The organism is Shimia sp., assembly GCF_049116215.1.
In the GTDB taxonomy this organism is placed as follows: domain Bacteria; phylum Pseudomonadota; class Alphaproteobacteria; order Rhodobacterales; family Rhodobacteraceae; genus Shimia.
This window is the reverse complement of the sequence record NZ_JAGDZB010000001.1, coordinates 50,588-75,522: the sequence shown is the minus strand read 5'-3', so window position 1 is coordinate 75,522 and position 24,935 is coordinate 50,588. Positions and strand designations below refer to the sequence as shown.

Sequence of the window (24,935 nt, the reverse complement as noted above, 5' to 3'; positions counted from 1 at the left end):
AACTGATAGGGTGGCGCGTTCAAAAGGTGCAGACCGGAAGAGGGAGCCGGCGGTGATTGTAGACATAAAAAATTTGCGCAAAACCTACAAAGGTGGGTTTGAGGCGCTCAAAGGTGTGACCTTGGGCATCAAAGAGGGCGAAATTCTCGCACTTCTGGGCCCAAACGGCGCGGGAAAAACCACGCTTATTTCCACCATTTGCGGGATCACCAACCCGAGCTCCGGCTCGGTGACAGTTGGTGGCCACGATGTGGTGACGGATTACCGCGCGGCGCGTTCGATGATTGGGTTGGTGCCTCAGGAGATCAACCTGGAGCCGTTCAACAAGGTGATTGACGTGGTCACCTACTCGCGCGGCCTGTTTGGCAAAAAGGCCAACCCGGCGAAGATTGAAGAGATCCTGAAGCAGTTGTCTCTGTGGGACAAAAAAGATGCGCGGGTGATGGAGCTGTCTGGCGGCATGAAACGCCGTGTGTTGATTGCCAAGGCGCTCAGCCACGAGCCACGTGTGTTGTTCCTGGATGAACCGACCGCGGGCGTGGATGTGGAGCTGCGCAAAGACATGTGGGATGTGGTGGCCAAGTTAAAAGAGCAGGGTGTGACCATCATTCTGACCACCCACTACATCGAGGAGGCCGAGGCGATTGCTGACCGCGTTGGCGTAATCAACGGCGGCGAGTTGCTGTTGGTTGAAGAAAAGGCTGCGTTGATGCAGCGCTTGGGGCAGAAAACGCTACAAGTGGACCTGCAAGCGCCGGTGGAGAGTGTGCCGGAGAGTCTGGCGAGCTACGACCTTGAGCTGGCAGAGGACGGCCATGCGCTGCGCTATCACTACGACACCACAGGTGAGAGCACGGGCATTACGCGGCTTCTGGGCGATATCAGCGCGGCAGGGCTGCAGCTGAAAGATTTGCAGACGGAACAGTCGAGCCTTGAAGACATCTTTGTTGGTCTGGTGAAGGAGGACGCGGCATGAACTATACGGCAGTATGGGCAATCTACTCCTCGGAAATGGTGCGGTTTTTCCGAACCATCGCCCAGAGTTTCATTTCGCCGGTGATTTCCACATCGCTGTATTTTGTGGTGTTTGGTGCCGCCATTGGCAGCCGGATCGACCAGGTGGAAGGCGTAAGCTATGGCGCGTTTATTGTGCCGGGGCTGATCATGTTGTCGGTGATGACACAGGCGCTGTCCAATGCCTCGTTTGGCATCTACTTCCCCAAGTTCATTGGCACAGTGTATGAACTTCTGAGCGCGCCAATCAGCTTCTTTGAGATTGTGTTGGGCTTTGTGGGGGCGGCGGCCACCAAGGCGCTGTTCATTGGCGTGGTGATCCTTGTCACGGCGTCGCTGTTTGTCGATGTGCCGATCACCCACCCTTGGGCGATGGTGCTGTTTTTGGTGCTGACCTGTGTCAGCTTTTCACTGTTTGGCTTCATCATTGGGGTCTGGGCGGGCAACTTTGAGCAATTGCAGCTGATCCCGCTGTTGGTGGTGACGCCATTGGTGTTCCTGGGCGGGTCTTTTTACTCGATCTCGATGTTGCCGGCGATCTGGCAGAAAATCACCTTGTTTAACCCGGTGGTTTACCTGATTTCGGGCTTCCGCTGGTCGTTCTTTGGCACGGCGGATGTGCCTGTGGGCCTGAGCCTCTTGGCGATCTTTGGTTTCACGTCGCTGTGCATGGGGATCATCTGGTGGATCTTCAAGACCGGTTGGCGCATTCGGGCGTGAGCTTTGGATGTGACGCGGGGTGACTCGCGTCACATCAGGATTTTTGATCACAAACATCGCTTTCCTGAGGGGCTTGCCTTGTGAAACGACCATGCGCGTTCTAAATGCCATGGGATGAAACGCTTAAACCCCTTTGCCAAAAAAGCGCCCACAGTGGCAGTTGTGCGTCTGCAGGGCATGATTGCCGCAGGTGGACGTGGACAATTGAACGACGCCACACTGACGCCGTTGCTGGAAAAAGCCTTTGCCAAAGGCAAGCCTGCGGCCGTGGCATTGGAGATCAACTCTCCTGGCGGCAGCCCGGTGCAAAGCGCCCTAATTGGCAGCCGCATCCGCCGCTTGGCGGAAGAAAAAGACGTTCCTGTGATTGCTTTTGTTGAGGATGTGGCCGCGTCTGGCGGTTACTGGCTCGCAGCGGCGGCGGATGAGATTTACGCAGACGAAAGCTCGGTTGTCGGCTCCATTGGGGTGATTTCCGCCGGATTTGGCGCCAATGTGTTCTTGTCGCGTCAAGGTATCGAGCGGCGGGTTTATACCGCAGGCGAAAGCAAATCGATGCTCGACCCGTTCAAGCCGGAACAGCCTGAAGACGTCGCACGGCTCAAGCGGATGTTGGAACAAATTCACCAAAATTTCATCGCCCATGTGCAAACACGTCGGGACGGAAAACTTGCGGACAATGATGACCTGTTCACCGGAGAAATTTGGATCGGGTCGCAGGCCAAAGAGGTTGGTCTGATTGACGAGATTGGCCATTTGGTGCCGGTGCTCAAAGCGCGCTTTGGGGACAAGGTGAAGCTGCGCCGCTATGGCGTGAAACGGTCTATGTGGCAGCGTTTTGGGGCCTCACTCGCCCAGGATGCAGTTGCGGGCATTGAGGAGCGGGCGCAATTTGCGCGGTTTGGGCTCTGACGTGCTGGTAAAGATTGTCTCTCTGTTTCTGGTTGGCATGGCGGTGCTCGCGATGTTTGGAAAACTTCGGTTTCCGGGACAGAAACAGCTGCAATCCAAGAAATGCGCCAAATGCGGACGCTTTAAAATTGGCAAGGGCCCATGCCCCTGTCGGAAGGACATGGGGTAAAGTATGGAATGGTTGCTGGTATCGCTGGGATTGGTGATCCTGCTTCTGGCGGGGGACGCGCTGGTTCGTGGCGCGGTGAACCTGTCGTTGCGGATTGGTATTCCGGCTTTGATCGTCTCATTGACGATTGTGGCCTTTGGTACCTCGGCACCTGAACTTCTGATTTCTTTGCAAGCGGCGCTGAAAAACGCGCCGGGCATTGCGATTGGTAACGTGGTGGGCTCCAACATCGCCAACATCCTGCTTGTTTTGGGGATCCCGGCCATTTTGGCGCCGATCCACACCAGCCACTGCAACTCCAAACGCAACTTCATCATGATGATTGCAGCCACTGTACTGTTTATCGCGTTGGCGGCGGACGGGTTCTTCCGCTTTGGCAATGGTGTTGTCCTGCTGGGCGCGTTGGCACTGGTTTTGGGAAGCGCGTTTTATCAGGCGCGGTGCCACAAAAGGGCCGAAGCGGCCGTGGAGATGGACGAGGAAGAGGTCGAGGGTGCGGACCCGGATATGCCGTGGTGGCGCATCATCGTCTTCCTTTTGTTGGGTCTGATCGGTCTGCCGCTGGGCGCAGATCTGATGGTGGACAACGCCGAGATTATTGCGCGCCGCTACGGTGTGAGCGACACGGTGATTGGCCTGACACTGATTGCGCTGGGTACCTCGCTGCCAGAGTTGGCCACCACTGTGATGGCGGCGTTGCGCCGTCAGGCGGATGTGGCGCTGGGCAACGTGATTGGCTCCAACATGTTCAACTTGTTGGCCATCATCGGCATCACGTCGATTGTGCACCCTATTCGCGTCGATCCGGATTTCTTCGACTTCGATTTCTGGGTGATGCTGGGCGCGTCGCTGATGTTGATCCCCTTTGTCTTCTTGAAGAAAGACATCACACGCATTTGGGGTGTTATTCTCACCGCGCTCTATCTAGCTTACATTTTGATTACCCTGACCTGAGTTAAGCGGAGGCTGATATGGCGCGGGCATTGGTGACTGGCGCGGGACAGCGGCTTGGGCAGGCGATGGCAATAGCACTGGCTGAGCGTGGCTACGATGTGGCGGTGCATTATGCGACGTCTGACGACGGCGCTGCAGATAGCCTGCGCGCGATAGAGGCTCAGGGGCAAAAAGGCGTGGCACTGCAGGCGGATCTGTTGGACGAGGCGCAGACCAGCGCTTTGTTTGCGCAGAGTGTGGCGGCGTTGGGTGGGCCCATCACCTGTTTGATCAACAATGCGTCGATCTTTGAGGATGACACGCTGCAGTCTTCAACCAGAGAGAGTTGGGACCGACATATGGAGAGCAATTTGCGCGCGCCGTATGTGTTGACGCAGGCTATGGCGCAGCAAGGGCTTAAGGCAGAGGTAGACGCGGCAGGAGAGCCGGTGGCGGCAGGGCTGGTGGTGAACATGTTGGATCAACGTATTCGCAACCTGACACCGGAGTTTTCGACCTACACTTTGGCAAAGATGGGGCTTTGGGCGCTGACCCAAACCGCAGCACAGGGGTTGGCTCCGGATATTCGCGTGAACGGCATTGCGCCGGGACCCACGTTGCGGGGGGCGCATCAGAGCGTTGCGGAGTTTGCCAATGAGCGCCACGGAACGGTGCTTCAGCGGGGCGTTGGTCCGCAGGATATTGTCGCGGCTTTGGGCTATCTGTTGGAGGCACAGGCTGTCACAGGGCAGGCAATTTGTGTGGATGGCGGGCAACATTTGACGTGGTAACATGCCGGGAGAGGCTTTGCCGCATGGTTGGCTGATTGCGGTAACAATGCGCGAAATTTTGGACCAAATACGCATTTCAAAGATAAGTTTTGCACCGGTCACAGTCCCGTTACATAAATTTTACTTTTTCTTAATGATTTCAACTATTTGCCGTGGTCGTAAAAAAGTTTCCTTTAAAATCAATAGGTTGATTTTGCGCCTAATTTTTAAGCAGTGCGTCGAAAGCAGCCAAAAACAAGGGAAATCCTCGGAAGCCGGAAAGATATCTTCAGACTTATCCACAGCTTCGGTGGATTTGTTTATGCTTGCTTCTGTCCCGTCAAGATTGCAGCCAGAGCAAAAGAATCATATTTGAGATCTCATGACCTCTGACAGCCACGACAGTCCTGACGGCCCGACGGGACACGAATGTATACATAGCTATCTGAAGACCCTGGATGGTTCGCCCGGCGTTTATCGCATGCTCGATGCGCAGGCGCGGATTCTCTACGTTGGTAAAGCGCGTAATTTGCGGGCGCGGGTGTCCAACTATGCGCGGCCCTCGGGGCACTCGGGGCGGATTGCGCGGATGATTTCCGAAACCGCGTCGATGATGTTTCTGACCACCAAGACGGAAACCGAGGCGCTGCTGCTGGAACAGAACCTGATCAAGCAGCTGAAGCCAAAATACAACGTGCTGCTGCGCGATGACAAAAGTTTCCCCAATATTCTGGTCAGCCGGGCACATGGCTTTCCGCAGATCAAGAAACATCGTGGGGCCAAGAAGGAAAAAGGCAATTACTACGGACCGTTTGCCAATGCCGGGGCGGTCACCCGCACGTTGAGTCAGCTGCAGAAAGTGTTCTTGTTGCGCAATTGTTCGGATGCGCAGTTTGAGAGCCGGACGCGGCCGTGTTTGCTGTTTCAGATCAAGCGTTGCTCTGGCCCTTGTGTTGGGCGGATTTCGGAAAGTGATTATGCCGACAGCGTACGTGATGCGGAGCGGTTCTTGTCTGGGCGCTCAACGCAGATACAGGAGACCTTGGCGAAGCAGATGCAGGCGGCCTCTGACGCAATGGAGTTTGAGAAGGCGGCCACATTGCGGGATCGCATTCGGGCGCTGACGTCTGTGCAAACAACGCAAGGCATCAACCCGCGAGGGGTGGCCGAAGCGGACGTGATCGCACTGCATCTGGAGAAGGGGCAGGCCTGTGTGCAGGTGTTCTTCATCCGGGCCAATCAGAACTGGGGCAACCGCGATTTCTATCCGCGGGTGGGTGCGGATGTTGAGGCGGCCGAGGTGCTGGAGGCCTTCATTGGCCAGTTTTATGATGGCAAGGAGCCGCCTCGGCAATTGATCCTGTCACATGCGATTGAGAACGCAGAACTGATGGCGGAAGCGCTGGGGTCCAAGGCTGGGCGTAAGGTCGAGATCACCGTACCCCAGCGCGGCGAGAAGGCGGAGCTTGTAGAAGGCGCTGCTAGGAACGCGCGGGAAAGTCTGGCGCGCAAGATGAGCGAGACGGCAACGCAGGCGAAGTTGTTGCAAGGCGTGGCCGAGGCGTTTGATCTGGACGGGCCGCCGCAGCGGATTGAGGTTTACGACAACAGCCACATTCAGGGCACCAACGCGGTGGGCGGCATGATTGTAGCCGGGCCGGAAGGCTTCATGAAAAGCAGCTACCGCAAGTTCAACATCAAGGGGGATGACCTGACGCCAGGGGATGACTTTGGCATGATGAAAGAGGTGTTGAACCGGCGGTTTAAGCGGTTGCTGAAGGAAGATCCGGATCGGGACAAAGGTATGTGGCCGGACCTGTTGTTGATTGATGGTGGTGCGGGGCAAGTAAGCGCTGTGCGTGAAATCATGGAAGAATACGGCGTGGAAGACGTCCCGATGGTAGGGGTCGCCAAGGGTGTTGATCGTGACCACGGCAAAGAGGAATTCCACCGCGTTGGCAAAAGCGTGATGGCGCTGCGTCGGAATGACCCGGTGCTGTATTTTGTGCAACGGCTGCGCGATGAAGCGCATAGGTTTGCGATTGGTACACACCGTGCGAAACGCGCCAAAGCTGTGGGCGCAACGCCATTGGATGACGTACCAGGCGTGGGCGCGACGCGTAAGCGGGCTTTGTTGGCGCATTTTGGCAGCGCAAAAGCCGTAAGCCGGGCCAATCTGGCGGATTTGAAAGCCGTGGATGGCGTCTCTGACAAGCTGGCGGAGACAATTTACGACTTTTTCCACGAAGGAAGTTAAACCCTACGGGCGGTGGGTGTTGCTTAAGCAGGTATCTTTCCACGCAGCACGAGGTTTTCGACAATCTGTTCGACAAAACCCAGCATGCCATCTGGACCTGAGGCGCGGTCCTTGAGATGGATCGACAAGTCAGGGCGACGGGTGGCGATCAGGCCAATCAGGTCGCCGCGCGTGTCGTCATCCATGCTCGCGCCCATAATCACGCAGCAAATGCGCGGTTCGGTGTCCAACTGACGAATGACCTCGCCGTGATCATGGGCGCCGAGCCATTGAATGGGCAGGTGATCAAGTTGACGTGGGACAGCGCCAATCACATTGGGCAGTTTCCCCACAAGCAATACAACAGGTTGCATAAGAGTATCTCCTTTGACGATGTGCGCCCGAGGGTCTTGCCCGCTTTGCCTCGGCTGAGTGTAGCACAGATTTGTGGGCAGCGGGCCATGGTGGCGGCACCGCGTCACAAACGCGCTTCCCCTGAGAGGGGAGACAGGCTAAGTCAGGGACATGACCTGGACCATTCCCAACATCCTCTCTGTGATGCGCCTGTTTGCAGCCCCGATGGTTGCTGTGATGTTTCTTTATTTTGAAAGGCCTTACGCGGATTGGTTTGCGCTGATGCTGTTTTTGGTGGCTGCGGTGACCGATTGGTTTGACGGCTATCTGGCGCGGCTGTGGAAGCAGGAAACCAAGCTGGGCGCGATGATGGACCCGATTGCCGATAAGGCGATGGTGGTGATCGCGCTGATGGTGATTGTGGGCTATAGCTCCATGTCGCCCTGGCTGGTGCTGCCTGCAACCGTGATCCTGTTCCGTGAAGTGTTTGTGTCAGGCTTGCGCGAGTTCCTTGGGGACACCGCCGGAACACTCAAAGTGACCAAGTTGGCGAAATGGAAAACGGCGACGCAAATGGTTGCGATTGCGTTCCTTTTTGGCCAAGGCGTGTTTGAGCATTACCTGGGCATGTCGGCCTGGGGCATGGATTTAGCACTGTTTGATCAGATCATGGCAGGTGAAGTCGAGGACCTGCAGGGGCTCCGTTGGAAGCACACCGGTATGGTGTGGAGCGGCTGGGTAGGACTTTTGTTGCTGTGGATTGCCGCCGCTCTAACGGCTATCACTGGATTGGACTACTTTAACAAAGCCAAGCCGCATCTAAAGGATTGATCGCAATGGATGTTCTCTATTTTGCTTGGGTGCGGGAGCGCATTGGTATCCCGAAAGAAAAGGTCGAGACCAACGCCACAACCGTGATGCAGTTGGTGGAAGAACTGAAGACACGCGAAGAGCGGTATGAGGTGGCCTTTTCGGATTTGAGCGCCTTGCGTGTGGCGGTGGATCAGGAACTGACCGACTTTGACGCATCGCTGGACGGTGTGCGTGAAGTGGCGTTTTTCCCCCCAATGACAGGCGGTTAAGAGGGTTCCCATGCGCGTCGTTGTTCAGGAAGAGCCGTTTGATTTTGGCCGCGAGGCGCAGGATTTTGCGACCGGGCACAGCAATATGGGCGCGATTGTCACCTTCACCGGTGTGGTGCGCGATGCCGACAAGGGCGGCATGGATCGGATGGTGATTGAGCACTATCCCGGCATGACCCAAAAGGCGCTCGAGAAGATCGCGGCGGAGGCTGTAAGTCGTTGGGATCTTGGCGATGTGTTGGTCATTCACCGCCATGGCGAGCTGCGTCAGGGTGATATGATCATGATGGTGGCGACCGCGTCGCGGCATCGGGTGAATGCCTTTGAAGCGGCAGAATATCTCATGGATTACCTGAAGTCCCGCGCGCCGTTCTGGAAGAAAGAATACACCGCAGATGGGGCCGAGTGGGTCGCGGCAAAAGACGAAGATGAGGACGCGCTGAGCCGCTGGTGATGCCGGTGCGTTAACCGGCGGATTTGGCCCGTTTGGGACGTCGGTATTCTGTCGGTATCGCGACTGTTTTGCGGACGTGAGTGTTTTTGCGACCGCGCGGCAGAAGAGCGTAAACCAACCGCGCGGTGCACCATCGCTTTAGGCAACAGCTTTTGAGGTGAGAACCGCTTCTCGCGCTTTGACGATGGCGGCAGCAAGCCGGTCGATGTTCGCGTCTGTTGTGGCCCAGTTGGAGACGCTCAAGCGGAAGCCGCTTTGACCCTGCCACGCGGCAGCACCAAACCAAGCCTCGCCGGAGGCCTGCACCGCCGCTGTGATGGCGGCGCAGAGCTCTGGGCTGTCGGGCAAGGTTACAAACACCTGATTGAAATGCACCTGATGCGGGACGGTAAAGCCTTCATTGCGCAGAGCTTCTGCAAGGCGGGTGGCTTTGCTGTGAAAGCCCAGGATCATGTCGTTGAGGCCTTCGCGGCCAAGCGAGAGCAGGGCGGCGTAGGTTTCGGCACCGCGGGCGGCGCGGCTGAACTCTGGCGTCAGGTCGGCAGGCGAGGGATCGGTGGGCGGCAGGTAGGCGGCGCCGATGGCCATGGAAGCGCGCATCTCTTCAGGTTGGCGGCAGAGGGCTAGGCCAGAGTCATACGGCGCGTTGAGGGTTTTGTGGGCGTCCACCACCCAGCTGTCGGCTTTCTCAAGACCCGTGAGCGCGTCGGAGAGTGCAGGCACGGCGCGCGCCCAGAGGCCAAAGGCGCCGTCGACATGCAGCCACGCGCCAGCGGTCTGGCAGGCGTCAGCGATTTCCCCAATCGGATCAAAGGCGCCGGTGCAGACGTTGCCCGCCTGCGCCAGCACAATGCAGGAGGCATCAAGCTTGGGCAGTTTATCGGCACACATGCGGCCCTGATCGTCAGTTGGGACGCGTTCGATATTGTCGGAGCCAAGGCCAATCAGGCGCAGGGACTTGAGCACGGTGGCGTGGATTTCGGCACTGGCGATCACGCGCAGGGCAGGGGCGCCGAGCAGACCCTTGCCGCGTGGGTGGCCGAGGCGGGCCAGCAAGGTGTCACGTGCGGTGGCCAGCAGGGTCATGTTGGCCATGGTCGCGCCGGTGGTGAAGGCGCCTTCGGTCTGGGCTGGCAGCTTGAGCAGGTCGATGATCCAGCGCACGGCGGTTTGTTCCATCTGCATCACCGAAGGGCCGGTGTCCGCGTTGGCGCATTGGTCCCAGGCGGAGAGCAAAGCGCGGGCACCGGAGGCGGCGGGCAGAGCGCCGCCGATGACGTAGCCGAAGTAGCGGCCCGCGGCGGTGGCGACGGTGCCGGGGCTGCCAGCATCCTGCATCAGAGCGAGCACGTCGTTGGGGCTGTGGCCGTGTTGGGGGAGCGCGATGTCGAGTGCGGGGAGTTGGGCTGTGTCTGCGTTCGCTTGGCGGTCGGAGAGTGCTTGCAGGTAGTCTGCGCCAAGTTTTGCGCCTTGGGCGAAGGCTTGGGCTTGGCGGGTGAGTGGATCTGAGGGTATGGTCATATCGAGATCAGTCTATATAGGGAATCATCTATATTGATAATTGACGATATGACCCAAGAGTCAACCGAGTCGGTGACGGCGCAGGCAAAAGTCTTTGCCGCGTTGTCCAGTCCGGTGCGCTTGCAGATCATGCTTTGGTTGCTCGACCCGCGCCCGCATTTCGCGCCGCAGGTGGATGGGGATTTGGTGGAAGACGGCGTTTGCGTGGGGCGGATTGTCGAGAAGCTGGACCTGTCGCAGCCTACAGTAAGCGCGCATATGAAGAAGTTGAGCGCCGCCGGATTGGTGCGCGGCAAGAAGATCAACAACTGGATTTTCTATAAGCCGCAGCGGGAGGTGTTGGCGGACGCGGGCGTGGTGTTGGGGAGTTAGGCTTGCTACCGCACCGGGTGCCAGAGACGATCCCAGCGCCATTGGGACAGATCCCGATAGCTCTCGCCTGAGGACGAAAATGCGACACGGAACAGCTTGTGCGTGACATTGGACACCGGCACAAAACCAAAACCGCGCGCGGCAAGGGGCGCGCGGCTGTCGGTGGCATTGTCGCGATTGTCTCCCAACATAAACACATGGCCCTCTGGCACGGTGTAGACGCCAGTATTATCCGCCCGGTTTTGCACGATGTTGAGGATCTGATGGCGGTGGCCATTGGGCAAAATCTCCTCGAACAGCTCCTTTGAGCAGGTGCCGCCTATTCCGACTGGGCCGTTGGCACAGCGGGGAAGGATTTGTGACGGGCCTTGTGGTTGAAACAGTTCGTCAAAGCTGCCCAGTGCGGTTTGCTGTGCCGGCGTGTCGTTGATGTGCAGGATGCCATCTTTCATTTGAATGCGGTCGCCTGAAACGCCAACTACGCGGGCGACAAATTCGTAGCCGGTGACCGGGTGGGCAAACACAACGACGTCACCTGCGGCCACGGTGGCACCATCCATCTGACGGGCAATGGCAAAGTCGCCCACCAACAAGGTGGGTTTCATGCTGCCTGAGGGGATGGTGTAGGGCGCCCAGAAGGCGCGGGACAGACCCAGGGCAACCAACAATAACAAAATGGTTTGGCCCAAGCGGTGGGTCCAATGTGCCGGCCAGGCGTGGTCGGGTTGAGCCTTGGGGTGGAGACAGCCAAATACAATGAACGCGATGAGGCCAAGGATTGGGATGGCGACCAACAGGCTCCAATAGCCGGGCGCACCAAAGCTGTGCACCCGGCGCACAAGGAGTGGCCAGAGTAGAAATTGGACCGTCGTTAGACTGGTCAACGCCATCCAAGATGGCAGCGCGCCGCTGTCTAAAGCAAAGAGCGCGGCGATCTGGCAGGACACGGCCAAAAGCAACCCAATCCAATAGGGTTTGCGGTTGAGCGTGCCGCTCCAGTCAAACGGGGAATAGCGCATCTGTGTCCAACTTAAAGTCTAGAAAACCTTGCGTCGGACTGTGGGCTGCGTGGGTTTATCGCGCAATCTAAAAGTGAAATCAGTTGGCGGCGCAGGCGTTACGCCCCGCCCAGATGCTCCACGTGGTTGCGCAGCTCTTCGGCTTCTTGGCGGGCGTCGCGCAGGCCGTCCATGGCAGCGCGCAGCTCGGCTTCGGTCTGGGTGAGCTGATTGGTCAGCTCGGCCTCACGCTGTTGCAGGTAGGTGATCGCCTGATCGCGGGTCTCTTCGGCTTCGTGCAGCTCCTGAGACATGCGCTCCAGCTGGTCGACGTCAGATTGCGCAACGCGGGTGAAGCGGTGCACCAGCCAATTGGCAAACCAGCCCATACAGAAGGCCACAAACAGAATGACGGCGGTGGTCAGGATGAACTCAATTCTGGTCATTTGTCTCGTCCTCTGCGCCGTCTTCTGGTGCGGCGTTGTCTGTCGATGTGTCGTCTGTGGCGGCATCTGCGCCTGTGTCCGCTGTGGCGTCTGCCTCGGTGGCAGGGGCGTCGGGGGCTGTATCTTCGGTGGCCGTGTCCTCAGAAGCGGTTGCCTCGTCGGCGGTCTCGGTTGCGGCTTCTGATGTTGCCGCGCCGGTGTCCTCTGACGTGGCTTCGGGGGTGTCTGCCTCGGTCGTCTCGGCTTCGCCTTCGCTTGGCGCCGCGTCGGCTTCGGTGGCCTCAGCATCTGCGGCTTCGGCGCCTTCTTCTGCAGCAGAGTCGGCTTGTTCTTCTTCTGGCACGATGCGGACAAATTCGATGCGGCGGTTGGCTTCGCGGCCTTCGGCGGTGTCGTTGTCGGCAATAGGCTGGCTTTCGCCATAGCCAAGCGCGAGGAAGCCTTTGGTCAGCACGCGGCGCTCTTGCAGCGCGGTCAATACAGCGAGGGCGCGGGTTTGCGACAGGGCCTGGTTCATGCTTTCGCGGCCTTGGCTGTCGGTGTGACCCTGGATTTCGATTTGCAGATCGGGACAGGCGTTGAGCTCTTCGGCCAGCTTGTCGATGATCGCAGCGGCGCTGGCGTCCAGCGTGCCGCTGCCGGGTTCAAAGGCAATTTTGGTCTGGTCCTGAAGCGCTGTGATGTTGGCCATACATTCTTCGACGGTGGGTAGACCCGCCAGCGGATTGAGTGCTTCGACATAGGTGACGTTGATGGCGAAGTGGTCGGTCTGGCTCAACTTGTCGGCAAGGAGCTGTGCAATGCGGGCGTTGGTTTCGGTGTTGCCGGTGTTGCCGGTGATGGAAACGGCCTCCGGGGTCACGATCAGAGAGCCGTTGTTGAGCATGGTGAGCGCATCCAGACCAGCCATCACGCGGAAGGGCCAGGTGGGGGGCAGGGTCTCGTCCAGGCGGGTCGCCATATGCACGGTTTCCGTGCCAAAGCGGGCGCGAGCGTAGCTGTCGGTGGTGTCGCGCGCAATGTCGTTGGGCAGGCGGCCACGCAGCTGCACCAGACCTTCGGGGCTGAGTGTGGCGGTGAACTCCTGCGCTTCGGCGCCGTTGTCGTCATCTTCGGGTGTTGGCGGAAGCGTTGCCAAGAGGGCAAAGGCCTCTGGCAGGGTGCCTTCGAGTTCGCCAACCACACGGTCAAACAGCGCCTGATCGGTGCCCATTTGTGCGGTCAGTGTCACGTCGGCATCCGAAAAGGTCAGCGTGCCGCCGCCCAGTTCGTTGAGGCCGCGAATGGCGGTAGACACCGCGTCCCCCCACTTTGTGGAAGGAACGCCAAGACCAATCACACATTCCACATTGTCCGTCAGACCTGCGGCGCGGGCTGCGGTCAGGATTTTGGCGCGGGCTTTGTCGGTGTCGGCTGAGCAGGCGTCAAAGCGGGCGATCTCGCCGTCTTTAACCAGACGCAGCGTGAAGGGCGTGATCACCGGGCGTGGGGCGGAGATGTCGAGGTTCACTTCGACGCCATTTGGGGCGCGGCGGGCCAGTTCAATCTCCAGCTCGGCGCGCTGCTCCGGGCTGTCGGCCATGGCGGTCACGTCGACGCGCCCGGCCTGAACCGAGATTTTGGACCGTGGCAGGTCTTTGAGCGCGGAGACTGCAAAGCGGGAGGCGGCGGACCACCCTGCCGGGGCGGCGTAGTCGGCAGTTTCCAGGAGATCGGCAACTTCGCCGCTGTTGGAGATGTCTTGCAGTTCGCGCAGCAAACGGTCACGGGCGGCGCTTTCCGGGATCAGGCCGATCAGGGAGATACCTGCATCATTGCGCAAGATTTCCACGGAGAACCGAGGTGGGGCGATGGCGGCTGTGGCCGGCACTTCCATGTTGTCGATCACACGTGCGGCGTCGACAATGCGGCCTGCCGCAGAGATGGCTTTGAAGCGGTCAGCCTCAGAAGGGGCCACGCCAGCGAGGAAGATCTGCAACCCTTCGGCGTGCACTTCGGCCCAGTCCATGCCGGACTTGGACAGCTCATGCTCTACCGTGGTTTTAGAGGTGTCTTCGATCAGGTCGGCAGACAGGCTCGCGGCAACAAGGCTGAGAAGCCCCGCAGTGGCGAAGGTAACAAACAGGATGAGGAGGGAAGAAAGTCGCATTCAGAAAGTGTGGTCCGTCCAGTGGTGCATGGTTGATACGGGGTTCTGCCACGGCTTGCAATCACAGGAAAAATGCGACGGCGAAAAACAGCAGAGGGATAAGGCCGGTGTCGCGGTTGGCGCGGAACAGGCGCAGCAGCACAGCGGTGTCGTCGGTGTCCAGCTGGCGCAGCTGCCATTGCATGTGCCAGCCCATGGCCAGCGGACCCAGCAGGGCGACGGCCATTGCGGCAGGGCTGCTCTCGATGGTGACCATCAAAACGGCAAATCCAAACAGCATGATGGTGAGGGTCAGAAAGCCCTGCAGCCATTGTGGGGTGTTTTTGCCAAACAGCCGAGCGGTGGATTTCACGCCAATTAGGGCGTCGTCTTCGGTGTCTTGATGGGCATAGATGGTGTCGTAAAACAAAGTCCAGGAGATGCCGGCGACGTAGAGAAGGACCGCTGGCCACGCGAGGCTGCCAGTGTGGGCGGTCCAGGCCAGCAGGGCGCCCCAGTTGAAGGCAAGGCCCAGAAAGACCTGCGGCCACCAGGTAAAGCGTTTGGCGAAGGGGTAGATCGCCACGGGGACCAGAGAGGCGATGCCGAGTAGGATGGCATTGACGTTGAACGTCAGCAGGATGGCGGCGGAGATCAGGGTCTGGATGCCCATCCAGACAGCGGCCTGTTTGGTGGTGACTTGGCCTGACGGGATCGGACGCGAGCGGGTGCGGGCGACCTTGGCGTCAATGTCGCGGTCGGTGATGTCGTTCCATGTGCAGCCGGCGCCGCGCATCAGGAAGGCGCCAATGGCGCAGCCACCAGCGATCCAGAGATCGTGCAGTGTGGCCTGACCGTCGCTGAGGATTGCCAGTGCGAGGCTCATCCAGCAGGGCAGCAGCAGGAGCCATGTGCCTATGGGACGGTCGGCACGGGACAAGCGCAGGTAGGGACGGGACCAGGCCGGTGCGAGGTGGTCGACCCAATTGCCTTTCACAGCGTCAGAAACTTGACCCTTGGGGTCTTCCTTTGCGGGCGTGTCGGCCATATGTCGGTTCCCATGAAACAGGCAAAAGTCAGACTGTATGTAGAGCAGGGCTTAGGGGAAGGGCAAACCATTCCTCTGACCAAAGAGCAGGCGCATTACCTTTTTGGCGTGATGCGGATGGCGGTGGGTGATCCGGTGTTGCTGTTTAACGGGCGGGATGGCGAATGGCGCTGTGTCGTGACTGTGGCGAATAAACGCAACGGGGAGTTGGAGTGTGAAGCGCAGACCAAGCCCTTGAAGATGCCACCGGACCTGTGGCTGTGCTTTGCGCCGATCAAGAAGGCGCGCACGGATTTTATTGTTGAGAAGGCGGCCGAAATGGGCGCGGCACGGATTGTGCCGGTGAACACGGACTTCACCAACAGCGAGCGCATCCGGCAGGACCGGTTGCAGGCCCATGCGGTGGAAGCGGCGGAGCAATGTGGCGGGACCTATGTGCCGGAGGTCAGCGATCTGGTGAAGCTGGATCGGTTGCTGGCGGAGTGGCCTGAGGGGCGTCATCTGATGTTCTGTGATGAGGCCGAGGTGGGCAGTGCCAAGCGGCTCGCGGCGTCGACCGGCGGACCATGGGCGATTTTGATTGGGCCGGAAGGTGGGTTTTCTGAAGCGGAGCGCGACCGGTTGAAGGCCTTGCCGTTTGCGCATGTGGTGAGCCTTGGGCCGCGGATTTTGCGGGCGGATACGGCCGCTGTGGCTGCGATGACCCTTTGGCAACAGAGCCTTGGGGACTGGCAGTGAGCTGGCGCGCGGTCAAGGAAGCGGACCTTGCGTGGATTGAGCCGTTTCTGCGAGAGCATGTGCAGAGCTCGATGTTCTTTTTGAGTAATCTCAATGAATACGGGCTGCAAGGTTCTGCCGACCGAGCGATGCGCATTTGGGCGTTGCACGGGGATCGCAAAGGGCTGTTTGCGCTGTCCAATGGCGGCATGATCTTGATGCAGGCGCCGGATGCCACAAAAGAAGATTGGCTGGCGACGCATGCCTTTTGGGCGGATCGGGAGCTGATTGGGTGTTTGGGAGACGGCGCGCAAGTGGCGGCGTTTTTTGAGGCGACAGGCATGGGCGACCGGCCGATGTCACTGAATGAAGACGAGCCGGGTTATCGGCTGGAGCTGGCGCAGCTCACGATGCCGGAGTGTAACGGCTTCAGCATGGTTCCGCTTGGCGAAGAGCACCGGGCGTTGGCGGTGGAGTGGCGCACGGCCTATCATGGCGAGGTTCTGGGCACGCCGACACATAAATGTGCCGAGGCGGCCGCGCAGGATATTGCCCGCTGTATTGAGCGAGACACGCACCGCATTTTGTTGAGGGATGGCGAGCCGGTTGCCAAAACCGGGTTTAACGCCACCTTGCCGGACACGGTGCAGATTGGCGGGGTCTATACGCCGCCGGAGTTGCGTGGGCAGGGGCTGGCACGCCGCGCAGTGGCATTACATTTGCAGGAAGCACGGGAAAAAGGTGCGACGCGGGCCATTCTGTTTGCGGCCAATGAGGCGGCGGTGCGGGCGTATGAATCCATTGGGTTTGAACGCAACGGGACGTTTTCTTTGATGATGTTTATGGCGGACGAGGAAGTGGAAGCATGAGTAAATTGACGTTTACAGCGATAAATCAAGGGTAGCGGCTGACCGCGGGCGGAAGCGAAGCGCCCGCCCATGGGGGCGGTCGGGCGCTGCCCGGACTGGCGTCCAGGCAAGACACGAAAGGGCAAAAGCATGACATTCATTCGACCTGAGGCCCGCGCGGCGGTGGCGCAGTGGCGGGAAGCCTTGGTGGGCGGCGCAGTGTTGCTGCTAGGACTGTGGTGGGCCAGTGGTTTTGGTGTGATGAAATGGCTCGGCATTGGCCTGGTTGCGGTTGGCGCGGTGCTGATCGTGAGCGGTCTGCAACGTGGTCGGTTTCGGATTGGCAAAGGTGGTCCGGGCGTGGTGCAGGTGGACGAGGGCGAAGTGGCGTATTTTGGTCCGCTCAACGGCGGCAGCGTCGCCATTCGCAGCTTGAGCCGATTGGTGCTGGACGGGCGCAGCAAGCCTGCGGTCTGGGCACTGTACCAACCGGGGCAGGCGCCGTTGCATATACCGGTGAATGCGGAAGGCTCCGATGCGTTGTTTGATGCCTTTGCGTCGCTGGATGGCATCCGCACGGAACACATGCTGGCCAAGCTCAAGGCCACGCCGGATCAACCGGTCGTGATCTGGGCAAAATCAGACCCTCGGTTGCATTGACACTGCACAAAATTACGATCACGACTACTAGTCCCAAGCGAGTTTGCAGGAGCGGAGCAAGCCTATGTCTATCCCACAGTCCGGCGGCGGGCCGATCGAACATCACGATCAGCTGGCTGAATACCTCAGCGATGGCTGTAAACCCAAAGAAGACTGGCGTATTGGCACCGAGCACGAGAAGTTCGGCTATTGCAAAGACACGCTGAAGCCGCTGCCGTATGAGGGCGAACGCTCCATTTTGGCGGTGCTGGAAGGGCTGCGCGATGGCCACGGCTGGGCGCCTGTGGAAGAAGGTGGCAAGCTGATTGGGCTGGAAAAAGACGGCGCCAATGTGAGCCTTGAGCCAGGTGGGCAGCTGGAGCTGTCCGGTGCACCGTTGGAAACCATCCACCAGACCTGTGACGAGGTGAACCAACACCTGACCGATGTGAAAGACATCGCGGACAAGATTGGTGTGGGTTTCATCGGGTTGGGGGCTGCGCCGATCTGGAAGCACGAAGATATGCCTTTGATGCCCAAAGGCCGCTACAAGCTGATGGATAGCTATATGGGCACGGTGGGCACCATGGGCACAACGATGATGCGCCGCACCTGCACGGTGCAGGTGAACCTGGATTTTTCCAGTGAGCCGGACATGGTGCAAAAGCTACGTGTGGCGCTGGCGTTGCAGCCGGTGGCCAATGCGCTGTTTGCCAATTCACCGTTTCTGGATGGCAAGCCTAACGGTGTGAAATCCACCCGTGGCTTGGTTTGGCGCAATCTGGATGATGCGCGCACGGGCATGTTGCCGTTTGTGTTTGAAGATGGCTTTGGCTTTGAGGCCTGGGTGCAATATGCGCTCGATGTGCCGATGTATTTTGTCTATCGCGACGGGAAATACGTCAATGCGCTGGGCATGTCGTTCCGCGACTTCCTCAAAGGTGAGTTGCCTGCGCTGCCCGGTGAAAAGCCGACGCTGAGCGACTGGGCGGATCATTTGACCACCGCCTTCCCTGAGGCACGGATCAAGAAGTTTATGGAGATGCGCGGCGCGGATGGTGGTCCGTGGCGGCGTCTCTGTGCGTTGCCGGCGTTCTGGGTGGGGCTGATGTATGATCAATCCTCGCTGGATGCGGCCTGGGATCTGGTAAAAGGTTGGGATGCGGAAACGCGGGAAGCTCTGCGTGTGGCGGCCAGTGAAAACGGGCTTCAGGCGCAGGTAGGCACCATCAATATGCATGATCTGGCACGCGAAGTGCTGGCGATCTCCGAAGCAGGATTGGTGGCGCGTGGCATGGCTGGTGCTGGTGGATTGGTGCCCAATGAGACCCATTTCCTGAATGCACTGAAAGAGAGCGTGGAGAGCGGCCAAGTGCCAGCGGATGAATTGCTGGCGCGCTACCACGGCGACTGGAACGGCGATCTGAGCCAGATCTACAGCGAATTCAGCTACTGATATTGGCGAAAGGGACGCCGCGGGCTTAGAGCAGGTGGCGTTCCGTGTGGCAGCCCTCAGGGAAGTACTTAAGGCTGTCCTCTGGCAAGTTGAGCACTGCCAATGCCTCTGGGTATCCGGGAAGAACGTGCAAACGAATTGGGATCTCTTTTGCAGCGATCATGCCTTCGTACATGAGGATTGCCGGTTCTGACACTTTGGTGCTGCCCACCAGACAAATGTCCGTTCCGATGTCCACGCCGCCATGAGTGGATTTGGAACGGCTGGTGAACTCATGAACTTCATCATAGCCAATCTCAAATGACGTCACCTGAAAAAAGTCGCTGACTTCAGCCATGCCGGGCTTGTATTCAGGCCGTTGATAGCAGGCTTGGGTCTCTTCAAAGAGTTCCTTTGGCGTGACCTGTCCTGAATATATTATGTGGACGAGGTTGAGCTCAGGAATGATCGTTAGGCTGACGGGCATCGCTTTCCTTTTGATTAGTTTGCGATGCATCTTTTCTCAGAGCAACCCTATGTTGCAGTGTTTGGCTAAGATTTTGCAACCAGTGCCTCCACCGCAGCGGCGGTGCGTCGGGTGTTGTCGTAAATGCCCAGCGCCAGATAAAGCATGCCCCCCATGATCAAGACGTAGATCCCGCCAAATACCCATACCGCGAGACCTGCCAACAGGCCGCCTTGAGGATTGAACATGGCGCCAAAGCCGCTCAGCACAACACCAACCACCATGAGGAGGAGGATGACGGTGACAATTTTTTCCAGAGAGTTGATAAAGAAATCGCGCATAAAACTGTTCCTTGTTTGATGAATGGGAACAGCATGAGTGGATCATTTGCATCTGGCAACAGGCAGTGACAGTTTAAAGCAAATGGCTTTCCTGTCGACAGAAGGCAGGAAGGTGTTGAAGGCCATCTTCTGGGAGGTTCAATAGGGCCAGAACTTCGGGGTAGCCCGGCGCAATGTCGACATGGAAAGGGGCGTTGCTGGCGGCGGAGAGGTTTTCATACATCGCCATGGCTGCGGCGGTGGCCTGGGTCTCGCCAACCAGAACGATTTGAATGGGCTCTGTCACATCGCGGTAAGTTTCCAAGGTTTGTTTGGCGTAGGCCATCATCTCGTCAAAACCGATGTCCACTTCGGTGACTTGAGACAGATCGTTCACCGCGGGCATGCCCATGACAAAGGCGGGGTTCTGGTGGCGTTTGGTTTGTTCGTCAAAAAGATCCCGGATGGTCACCCGGCCGGTATAGACATTATGCACAATGTTGAGCTCTGGAATGACGGAAACGCTGATCGGCAATTCAAAATCCTTTTCAGCAGTTTGCGGTGCATTGGATACTATTTCAAGTGACCCCCAAAACGAGATCGCCAGCAGCCAATTTGCGTGGCGACCGGACACGACCAGACAGTATTAAATGGACTGTTGCGCAAGCAAATGGGCTTCGACTTGACAGTCCTCAGGGAAGTGACGGAGGCTTTCAGAGGGCAGGTCCAAGAGCGCCAAAACTTCAGGATATCCAGCCACTTGCTTAAGCACATAGGGCGCCGAAATTGCACTGGCCAATCCGACATAGAGATCGATGCCAGCCTGCATTTGGTGCGGCGTGCCAACCACCAGCAGTGGGATTTCACGCGCAATTTCGGTTTGCCGTTCTCTGGATTTTGCAATGAAATTGCGCATCTCGCCAAACCCGATGTCATATCCCGAGACACGTGAGACGTCGGCAACTTCGGCCATGTCCACGCGGTAGAGCGGGTGCGCGTAGCTGTTGATCAGTAGATCGTTGACCGTGATGTTTCCCGAATAAATGTAGTGGACGAGCCCAAGCTGGGGAATGACTTCAAATCTGACCGGCATCAAAAATTTCCTTTGGCGCCAACGTAAAATTCTGTGTGGCCGCACCAGACATGATTGAAAAATTAAAGGGCAGTCGTCAACCTTGCCGTGTTATGAGGACCGGCGGGAGAGTAAGTGGGCCTCGGCTTGGCAATCTTCGGGGAAGAGTTTGATGGTGCCTCGGGGAAGATCCAGAATGGCCAGGATGTCAGGGAACCCCTGTAAGATTTCCACACTCGCCAAGCCGTCTTCCACATCTGAGAGGGAGCGGAACATTTCCGCAAGCCAAGTGCTTTGTTCATTGCTACACACGATGAAGATAAACACCGCTTCGCCCCGTTCTTTGTGGCGTTTTTGGATGTTGGCGGTGAAGGCTTTCATTTCGTCAAAACCCACGTCAAAATCGTCCAAGTTGCGCATGTCCAAAATCATGTGCATGCCCGGATAAAAGTCCGGATTGCCATGTAACGTTTGGGACGAGGCGGCAAATTCGTCCAAGGTGACGCTCCCGGTGAAACGGCTGTAGACAAGCGGTGCGGGGCTTAGAATTTGGACTTCAATTGGCATGGTCTCTCCAAGATGAGGGCAACACCTCAATGGGTCAAGTATCTCGTGCGCTTTGGTTTTCCTTTGCGAGATGTCTGGACGGATTGGCAAAAGACGGGAGAGGTCTGCGCTGTGCAGCGGGTTAAGAGCTGAGGCGGTTCAGCAGGTGAGACTCGGTTTGGCAATCCTCTGGAAACAGGGACAGGGTTTCTGCTGGGAGATCAAGAAGAGCAAGCACTTCGGGAAAGCCGTGCAGGATTTCAACGCTGGCCATGCCGGGTTCCAGATCTGCCAAGGCGCGGAACATTTCGGCCAACCAACGGCCTTGCTCACTGCTGCAGACAATAAAGATATGCACCGGCTCGCCACGATCACGATGACGGTTTTGAGTGAGGGCCGCAAACTCTTTCATCTGATCAAAACCGATATCAAAATCGGTGACATCCAACATGTCGACCACAGTGTGAGTGCCGGGAACAAAGGCTGGATCTGCGTGAAGCGCCAAGGAAGACGCGGTAAGTTCGCCCATGGTGACGTGACCCGAAAACCGACGGTAGGCCAGGGGCGCAGGCGTCAAAATTTGGTTTACGATTGGCATGGCAAATCCTTTGCGTCACGCCGTTGCTGTCTTACCCTAGGTTTACATTCGGTCATTGGAATGTAAATGCGTTTTGTGACATTGCGCCGCGCAATCTACGTGGGGTAATCTCGGCAGTCCTGATGGCCTCGCTGTGGTCAGGGATGTAGCAAATGCGCCTCGCTGCGGCAGGCCTCAGGCAACAGATCTATACTGTCTGGAGGCAAATCAAGCACCGCCAGGGCCTCAGGATATCCGTGAAGCACAAATAGACTTTCGGTGTTGCCAATCATGTCTGAGAGTTCGCGGTACATCATGACAACTGCGTCACTGCGTTTTTCGTTGGCCAGAAAACAATGCTTGGGCATAAAACCGCGTTTTTGGTAGTTCGCTTGAGCTTCTTTGGCAAACTCCATCATCTCAGCAAAGCCAATGTCGACAGACTCCGCGCCCATCAGATCATCGATCTCTGCCATTGTGTTGTTGTAATCTGGATGGGCGTATGCCTGCAGCACCGCTGAGCGAAGCTCGGCCATGGTCACCTTGCCAGAGTAGATCCGTAGAACAAGAGATAGATCGGGAAGTACACTGGTGGTGATTGGCATACAGCTCTCCCAGAAAGTCATACATGCGTGGTGTCGCATGCCTTCGGGATAGAGTGAGAATCTTGCGCAAAGGCGTCAAGGCTGTTTTCTTACCAAAGTCCCCATCTGGGCTTCCCATCAACAGCGTCAATACCTCTGGATTGTGGTGGCGTCAGTGCACCTCCATTAGGGTTGTGCCATCTGTGAGCGCGTTGATGCGCGAGACGATGGTGGCGGCGTCCAACCCGTGGTGGCGAAAGAGGTCGCCGATGGTGCCAGTCTGGCCAAAGTGCTCCACGCCAAGCGGCAGGGTTTGGTGGCCTTGCACTGCGCCGAGCCAGCTGAGCGTAGCCGGGTGGCCGTCGATCACCGTCAGCAGGCGGCAATGGGGCGGCAGCTCGGACAAAAGCCGCTCGATGTGGCTTTGGGCTGACATTTGCCCCCGGGCACGGGCGCGTTGGGCGGCGGTCCAGCCGGCGTTGAGGCGGTCTGCAGAAGTCACCGCCAGAACGCCAATGTCACGCCGATCGTTGGCGATTTGGCCGGCTGCCTTGATCGCTTCGGGAGCCACGGCACCTTGATAGGCGATCACCACTTCGCAGTTTGGGCCGGGTTTGCGCAGCCAGTAGGCGCCGTCGATGGCGCCTTGTTTGAAGGCGTCATCAACGCGTTTGCCGGGTTGCTCGATTGGATTTGTGGTCAGGCGCAAATAGACCGAGCCGCCGGTTTCGTCGCGCAGCCAGGTGCGCTCGTCCGGGTCGCCTTCGCCGTCGCGTTGCAGGTAGTCAAAGGCCCACTCCATGATCACAGCCAACTCATCGGCAAAGGCGGGTTCAAAGGAGGCGAGGCCGTCTTGCGACATGCCGATCAGCGGGGAGGCGATGGATTGGTGCGCGCCGCCTTCGGGGGCAAGCGTCACGCCGGAGGGGGTGCCAACCAACAGAAAGCGGGCGTCCTGATAGCAAGCATAGTTGAGCGCATCGAGGCCGCGGGACACAAAAGGGTCGTAGACGGTGCCAATGGGGATCAGGCGTTTGCCAAAGAGCGAATGGGATAGGCCTGCGGCCCCGAGCAGAAGCATCAGGTTCATCTCAGCAATGCCAAGTTCGATGTGCTGGCCTTCGGGGGTGAACTCCCATTTGGCGGTTGAGGGGATGCGGTGCTCGATGAAAGCGTCGGCTTGGGCTTTGCGGGCAAAGAGTTTGCGCCGGTTGACCCAGGGGCCGAGGTTTGTGGTGCCGGTCACGTCGGGAGAGGTGGTCACGATGCGTGACGCCAACGCGCTGTCGCCTTTGGAGAGATCATCGAGGACCTTGCCAAAGGCCATTTGTGTGGAGGTCTCGCGGTCGCTGGCCAGATCGATCTCAGGCACGGTCAGTTTGGCGTCAGTGAAACGGCGCGGGCCTTGGGCGAAGAAGGGCACTTTGGAGAGGAAATCACGCAGGGCAGCGGGATCGTCCACAGTGGCCATGGGGTCCCACTCGTTGCCTTCCGCAACGCCCATATGTTTCTGCCAAGTGGCTATTTGCGTCTTATTCATCAGACCGCCGTGGTTGTCTTTGTGGCCTGCAATCGGCGTGCCCCAGCCTTTGATGGTGTAGGCGAGGAAGCAGGTTGGGCGGTCGTGGTCGATGGCGGCAAAAGTCTCGGCCATGGTTTCCACGCAGTTGCCGCCGAGGTTTTCCATCAGTTCGGCGAGTTCGTCGTCGCTGCGCCGCTCCAGCAGTGCTGTGACGTCGCCTTGGTCGCCAAGGTCGTCCATCAGGTGTTTGCGCCAGACCGCGCCGCCCATGAAGGTCAGGGCGGAGTAGTCTTGGTTGGGGCAGCTGTCGATCCAGTCGCGCAGCTTGTCTCCACCCGGCTCTGCAAAGGCCGCGCGTTGCAGCGCGCCGTATTTCACGCGGACCACATCCCAGCCAAACGCGTCAAAGATTTTTTCGACGCGCTCAAACAGGCCTTCGCGAACGATGCCGTCTAAGGATTGGCGGTTGTAGTCGATGATCCACCAGGTGTTGCGCAGGTCGTTTTTCCAGCCCTCTTGGAGGGCTTCATAGACGTTGCCTTCGTCCAGTTCCGCGTCGCCAACCAGCGCCACCATGCGGCCTTGCGGCGCGTCTGCGCCCCAGTCTTTGGCGGTGATGTAGCCTTGGATCAGCGAGGCGAACGAGGTGATTGCGACACCAAGGCCAACCGAGCCGGTAGAGAAGTCCACATCGTCGATGTCTTTGGTGCGGCTGGGGTAGCTTTGCACGCCGCCAAAGCCGCGGAAGTTTTCCATTTTCTCGCGTGTCTGATTGCCCATCAGATACTGCATCGCGTGAAAGATTGGCGAGGCGTGGGGTTTCACAGCAACGCGGTCTTCGGGCTTTAGAGTGGCAAAGTAGAGCGCGGTCATGATCGAGACCATGGAGGCGGATGACGCCTGGTGGCCGCCGATCTTGATGCCGTCTTCTTTGGGGCGGATGTGATTTGCGTTGTGGATCATCCAATGGGACAGCCACAGCAGGCGTTGTTCGATGATCTTAAGGTGCTGGGTGTCGGTCATTGTCTGGCTCCGGTGGGCAATCGAGGAGA

The 24,935-nt window shown here is 58.3% G+C and carries 29 protein-coding genes; 15 read left to right on the top strand and 14 right to left on the bottom strand.

Features of this window, described 5'->3' with window-relative positions; genetic code table 11:
* Positions 1–52: 52 nt before the first annotated feature.
* The 7 genes from JXR15_RS00360 (at position 53) to uvrC (ending at position 6,775) form a co-directional block, all read left to right on the top strand.
* Positions 53–976, top strand: coding sequence for an ABC transporter ATP-binding protein (locus JXR15_RS00360; RefSeq protein WP_422051287.1), 924 nt, complete (start codon positions 53–55; stop codon positions 974–976).
* Complete coding sequence (locus tag JXR15_RS00355; protein WP_422051286.1) at positions 973–1,734, top strand: ABC transporter permease; 762 nt, start codon at positions 973–975, stop codon at positions 1,732–1,734. Before JXR15_RS00360 ends, JXR15_RS00355 begins: the two co-directional genes overlap by 4 nt.
* Positions 1,735–1,848: 114 nt before the next feature.
* The gene (locus tag JXR15_RS00350; protein WP_422051285.1) at positions 1,849–2,646 is read left to right on the top strand and encodes a S49 family peptidase; all 798 of its coding nucleotides are present in this window, start codon (positions 1,849–1,851) and stop codon (positions 2,644–2,646) included.
* Positions 2,647–2,818: 172 nt separating this feature from the next.
* Positions 2,819–3,769, top strand: a complete 951-nt coding sequence (locus JXR15_RS00345; RefSeq protein WP_422051284.1) for a calcium/sodium antiporter — start codon at positions 2,819–2,821, stop codon at positions 3,767–3,769.
* Positions 3,770–3,786: 17 nt separating this feature from the next.
* The gene (locus JXR15_RS00340) at positions 3,787–4,539 is read left to right on the top strand and encodes an SDR family oxidoreductase (RefSeq protein ID WP_422051283.1); all 753 of its coding nucleotides are present in this window, start codon (positions 3,787–3,789) and stop codon (positions 4,537–4,539) included.
* A gap of 1 nt (position 4,540) precedes the next feature.
* Complete coding sequence (locus JXR15_RS00335) at positions 4,541–4,894, top strand: hypothetical protein (protein WP_422051282.1); 354 nt, start codon at positions 4,541–4,543, stop codon at positions 4,892–4,894.
* Between the two features lie 6 nt (positions 4,895–4,900).
* The gene (uvrC, locus tag JXR15_RS00330) at positions 4,901–6,775 is read left to right on the top strand and encodes an excinuclease ABC subunit UvrC (RefSeq protein WP_422051281.1); all 1,875 of its coding nucleotides are present in this window, start codon (positions 4,901–4,903) and stop codon (positions 6,773–6,775) included.
* A 23-nt stretch (positions 6,776–6,798) separates the two neighbouring features.
* On the opposite strand, the gene JXR15_RS00325 is transcribed toward uvrC, so the two are convergent.
* Positions 6,799–7,128 (bottom strand): hypothetical protein, encoded by a 330-nt coding sequence (locus tag JXR15_RS00325; RefSeq protein ID WP_422051280.1) that lies wholly within the window; start codon positions 7,126–7,128, stop codon positions 6,799–6,801.
* 151 nt (positions 7,129–7,279) lie between these two features.
* Here JXR15_RS00325 and pgsA point away from each other — a divergent pair, with 151 nt between their 5' ends.
* Genes pgsA through JXR15_RS00310 form a run of 3 tightly spaced genes read left to right on the top strand, consistent with a single transcriptional unit; the run spans position 7,280 to position 8,644 of the window.
* Complete coding sequence (pgsA, locus tag JXR15_RS00320; RefSeq protein WP_422051279.1) at positions 7,280–7,939, top strand: CDP-diacylglycerol--glycerol-3-phosphate 3-phosphatidyltransferase; 660 nt, start codon at positions 7,280–7,282, stop codon at positions 7,937–7,939.
* Between the two features lie 5 nt (positions 7,940–7,944).
* Positions 7,945–8,190, top strand: coding sequence for a molybdopterin converting factor subunit 1 (moaD, locus tag JXR15_RS00315; RefSeq protein ID WP_412553610.1), 246 nt, complete (start codon positions 7,945–7,947; stop codon positions 8,188–8,190).
* Positions 8,191–8,200: 10 nt separating this feature from the next.
* On the top strand, positions 8,201–8,644 hold the full coding sequence (locus tag JXR15_RS00310; RefSeq protein WP_422051278.1) for a molybdenum cofactor biosynthesis protein MoaE: 444 nt from the start codon (positions 8,201–8,203) through the stop codon (positions 8,642–8,644).
* 138 nt (positions 8,645–8,782) lie between these two features.
* Here JXR15_RS00310 and JXR15_RS00305 read toward each other — a convergent pair whose 3' ends face one another.
* Positions 8,783–10,165, bottom strand: coding sequence for a pyridoxal phosphate-dependent decarboxylase family protein (locus JXR15_RS00305; protein WP_422051277.1), 1,383 nt, complete (start codon positions 10,163–10,165; stop codon positions 8,783–8,785).
* A 48-nt stretch (positions 10,166–10,213) separates the two neighbouring features.
* On the opposite strand from JXR15_RS00305, the gene JXR15_RS00300 reads away from it, so the two are divergent.
* A complete protein-coding gene (locus JXR15_RS00300; protein ID WP_422051276.1) occupies positions 10,214–10,537 on the top strand; it encodes an ArsR/SmtB family transcription factor in 324 nt (107 codons plus the stop codon).
* Positions 10,538–10,542: 5 nt separating this feature from the next.
* Here the strand turns inward: JXR15_RS00300 and lepB are convergent, their stop codons facing one another.
* The 4 genes from lepB to ubiA all read right to left on the bottom strand — a co-directional run bounded on the left by lepB (position 10,543) and on the right by ubiA (position 15,157).
* Positions 10,543–11,556, bottom strand: coding sequence for a signal peptidase I (lepB, locus tag JXR15_RS00295; RefSeq protein ID WP_422051275.1), 1,014 nt, complete (start codon positions 11,554–11,556; stop codon positions 10,543–10,545).
* Between the two features lie 98 nt (positions 11,557–11,654).
* The gene (locus JXR15_RS00290; protein WP_164644634.1) at positions 11,655–11,981 is read right to left on the bottom strand and encodes a hypothetical protein; all 327 of its coding nucleotides are present in this window, start codon (positions 11,979–11,981) and stop codon (positions 11,655–11,657) included.
* Positions 11,968–14,130, bottom strand: coding sequence for an OmpA family protein (locus tag JXR15_RS00285; protein ID WP_422051274.1), 2,163 nt, complete (start codon positions 14,128–14,130; stop codon positions 11,968–11,970). Before JXR15_RS00285 ends, JXR15_RS00290 begins: the two co-directional genes overlap by 14 nt.
* A 61-nt stretch (positions 14,131–14,191) precedes the next feature.
* Complete coding sequence (gene ubiA, locus JXR15_RS00280; RefSeq protein WP_422051273.1) at positions 14,192–15,157, bottom strand: 4-hydroxybenzoate octaprenyltransferase; 966 nt, start codon at positions 15,155–15,157, stop codon at positions 14,192–14,194.
* Between the two features lie 12 nt (positions 15,158–15,169).
* Between ubiA and JXR15_RS00275 the strand changes: the two genes are divergently transcribed.
* The 4 genes from JXR15_RS00275 (at position 15,170) to JXR15_RS00260 (ending at position 18,817) form a co-directional block, all read left to right on the top strand.
* A complete protein-coding gene (locus tag JXR15_RS00275) occupies positions 15,170–15,895 on the top strand; it encodes a 16S rRNA (uracil(1498)-N(3))-methyltransferase (protein WP_422051272.1) in 726 nt (241 codons plus the stop codon).
* Positions 15,892–16,743 (top strand): GNAT family N-acetyltransferase, encoded by an 852-nt coding sequence (locus JXR15_RS00270; RefSeq protein ID WP_422051271.1) that lies wholly within the window; start codon positions 15,892–15,894, stop codon positions 16,741–16,743. The genes JXR15_RS00275 and JXR15_RS00270 overlap by 4 nt, the downstream gene beginning before the upstream one ends.
* Before the next feature lie 129 nt (positions 16,744–16,872).
* A complete protein-coding gene (locus JXR15_RS00265; protein WP_422051270.1) occupies positions 16,873–17,382 on the top strand; it encodes a hypothetical protein in 510 nt (169 codons plus the stop codon).
* A gap of 64 nt (positions 17,383–17,446) precedes the next feature.
* Positions 17,447–18,817 carry a glutamate--cysteine ligase gene (locus JXR15_RS00260; RefSeq protein WP_422051268.1) on the top strand — a complete coding sequence of 457 codons (1,371 nt, stop codon included), beginning with the start codon at positions 17,447–17,449 and terminating at the stop codon, positions 18,815–18,817.
* A 25-nt stretch (positions 18,818–18,842) separates the two neighbouring features.
* Here JXR15_RS00260 and JXR15_RS00255 read toward each other — a convergent pair whose 3' ends face one another.
* From JXR15_RS00255 to JXR15_RS00220, 8 genes are all read right to left on the bottom strand, one after another.
* A complete protein-coding gene (locus JXR15_RS00255) occupies positions 18,843–19,283 on the bottom strand; it encodes a hypothetical protein (RefSeq protein WP_422051267.1) in 441 nt (146 codons plus the stop codon).
* Between the two features lie 65 nt (positions 19,284–19,348).
* A complete protein-coding gene (locus tag JXR15_RS00250; RefSeq protein WP_422051266.1) occupies positions 19,349–19,603 on the bottom strand; it encodes a hypothetical protein in 255 nt (84 codons plus the stop codon).
* A gap of 73 nt (positions 19,604–19,676) precedes the next feature.
* Positions 19,677–20,117: a hypothetical protein gene (locus tag JXR15_RS00245; RefSeq protein WP_422051265.1), complete on the bottom strand. Its 441-nt coding sequence runs from the start codon at positions 20,115–20,117 to the stop codon at positions 19,677–19,679.
* 111 nt (positions 20,118–20,228) lie between these two features.
* Positions 20,229–20,675 carry a hypothetical protein gene (locus JXR15_RS00240; protein ID WP_422051264.1) on the bottom strand — a complete coding sequence of 149 codons (447 nt, stop codon included), beginning with the start codon at positions 20,673–20,675 and terminating at the stop codon, positions 20,229–20,231.
* 90 nt (positions 20,676–20,765) lie between these two features.
* On the bottom strand, positions 20,766–21,221 hold the full coding sequence (locus JXR15_RS00235; RefSeq protein ID WP_422051263.1) for a hypothetical protein: 456 nt from the start codon (positions 21,219–21,221) through the stop codon (positions 20,766–20,768).
* Between the two features lie 121 nt (positions 21,222–21,342).
* Positions 21,343–21,798, bottom strand: a complete 456-nt coding sequence (locus JXR15_RS00230) for a hypothetical protein (protein WP_422051262.1) — start codon at positions 21,796–21,798, stop codon at positions 21,343–21,345.
* Positions 21,799–21,935: 137 nt separating this feature from the next.
* Positions 21,936–22,382 carry a hypothetical protein gene (locus JXR15_RS00225; RefSeq protein ID WP_422051261.1) on the bottom strand — a complete coding sequence of 149 codons (447 nt, stop codon included), beginning with the start codon at positions 22,380–22,382 and terminating at the stop codon, positions 21,936–21,938.
* Between the two features lie 151 nt (positions 22,383–22,533).
* On the bottom strand, positions 22,534–24,906 hold the full coding sequence (locus JXR15_RS00220) for a 1-deoxy-D-xylulose-5-phosphate synthase N-terminal domain-containing protein (protein ID WP_422051260.1): 2,373 nt from the start codon (positions 24,904–24,906) through the stop codon (positions 22,534–22,536).
* Positions 24,907–24,935 lie beyond the last annotated feature (29 nt).

What these genes read in the sequence shown, in the direction of transcription:
- JXR15_RS00355 (WP_422051286.1), top strand. Translation starts at nt 973, where the DNA reads ATGAACTATACGGCAGTATGGGCAATCTACTCCTCGGAAATGGTGCGG.
- JXR15_RS00350 (WP_422051285.1), top strand. Translation starts at nt 1,849, where the DNA reads ATGAAACGCTTAAACCCCTTTGCCAAAAAAGCGCCCACAGTGGCAGTT.
- JXR15_RS00345 (WP_422051284.1), top strand. Translation starts at nt 2,819, where the DNA reads ATGGAATGGTTGCTGGTATCGCTGGGATTGGTGATCCTGCTTCTGGCG.
- JXR15_RS00340 (WP_422051283.1), top strand. Translation starts at nt 3,787, where the DNA reads ATGGCGCGGGCATTGGTGACTGGCGCGGGACAGCGGCTTGGGCAGGCG.
- JXR15_RS00335 (WP_422051282.1), top strand. Translation starts at nt 4,541, where the DNA reads ATGCCGGGAGAGGCTTTGCCGCATGGTTGGCTGATTGCGGTAACAATG.
- uvrC (WP_422051281.1), top strand. Translation starts at nt 4,901, where the DNA reads ATGACCTCTGACAGCCACGACAGTCCTGACGGCCCGACGGGACACGAA.
- JXR15_RS00325 (WP_422051280.1), bottom strand. Translation starts at nt 7,128, where the DNA reads ATGCAACCTGTTGTATTGCTTGTGGGGAAACTGCCCAATGTGATTGGC.
- pgsA (WP_422051279.1), top strand. Translation starts at nt 7,280, where the DNA reads ATGACCTGGACCATTCCCAACATCCTCTCTGTGATGCGCCTGTTTGCA.
- moaD (WP_412553610.1), top strand. Translation starts at nt 7,945, where the DNA reads ATGGATGTTCTCTATTTTGCTTGGGTGCGGGAGCGCATTGGTATCCCG.
- JXR15_RS00310 (WP_422051278.1), top strand. Translation starts at nt 8,201, where the DNA reads ATGCGCGTCGTTGTTCAGGAAGAGCCGTTTGATTTTGGCCGCGAGGCG.
- JXR15_RS00305 (WP_422051277.1), bottom strand. Translation starts at nt 10,165, where the DNA reads ATGACCATACCCTCAGATCCACTCACCCGCCAAGCCCAAGCCTTCGCC.
- JXR15_RS00300 (WP_422051276.1), top strand. Translation starts at nt 10,214, where the DNA reads ATGACCCAAGAGTCAACCGAGTCGGTGACGGCGCAGGCAAAAGTCTTT.
- lepB (WP_422051275.1), bottom strand. Translation starts at nt 11,556, where the DNA reads ATGCGCTATTCCCCGTTTGACTGGAGCGGCACGCTCAACCGCAAACCC.
- JXR15_RS00290 (WP_164644634.1), bottom strand. Translation starts at nt 11,981, where the DNA reads ATGACCAGAATTGAGTTCATCCTGACCACCGCCGTCATTCTGTTTGTG.
- JXR15_RS00285 (WP_422051274.1), bottom strand. Translation starts at nt 14,130, where the DNA reads ATGCGACTTTCTTCCCTCCTCATCCTGTTTGTTACCTTCGCCACTGCG.
- ubiA (WP_422051273.1), bottom strand. Translation starts at nt 15,157, where the DNA reads ATGGCCGACACGCCCGCAAAGGAAGACCCCAAGGGTCAAGTTTCTGAC.
- JXR15_RS00275 (WP_422051272.1), top strand. Translation starts at nt 15,170, where the DNA reads ATGAAACAGGCAAAAGTCAGACTGTATGTAGAGCAGGGCTTAGGGGAA.
- JXR15_RS00265 (WP_422051270.1), top strand. Translation starts at nt 16,873, where the DNA reads ATGACATTCATTCGACCTGAGGCCCGCGCGGCGGTGGCGCAGTGGCGG.
- JXR15_RS00260 (WP_422051268.1), top strand. Translation starts at nt 17,447, where the DNA reads ATGTCTATCCCACAGTCCGGCGGCGGGCCGATCGAACATCACGATCAG.
- JXR15_RS00255 (WP_422051267.1), bottom strand. Translation starts at nt 19,283, where the DNA reads ATGCCCGTCAGCCTAACGATCATTCCTGAGCTCAACCTCGTCCACATA.
- JXR15_RS00250 (WP_422051266.1), bottom strand. Translation starts at nt 19,603, where the DNA reads ATGCGCGATTTCTTTATCAACTCTCTGGAAAAAATTGTCACCGTCATC.
- JXR15_RS00240 (WP_422051264.1), bottom strand. Translation starts at nt 20,675, where the DNA reads ATGCCGGTCAGATTTGAAGTCATTCCCCAGCTTGGGCTCGTCCACTAC.
- JXR15_RS00235 (WP_422051263.1), bottom strand. Translation starts at nt 21,221, where the DNA reads ATGCCAATTGAAGTCCAAATTCTAAGCCCCGCACCGCTTGTCTACAGC.
- JXR15_RS00230 (WP_422051262.1), bottom strand. Translation starts at nt 21,798, where the DNA reads ATGCCAATCGTAAACCAAATTTTGACGCCTGCGCCCCTGGCCTACCGT.
- JXR15_RS00225 (WP_422051261.1), bottom strand. Translation starts at nt 22,382, where the DNA reads ATGCCAATCACCACCAGTGTACTTCCCGATCTATCTCTTGTTCTACGG.
- JXR15_RS00220 (WP_422051260.1), bottom strand. Translation starts at nt 24,906, where the DNA reads ATGACCGACACCCAGCACCTTAAGATCATCGAACAACGCCTGCTGTGG.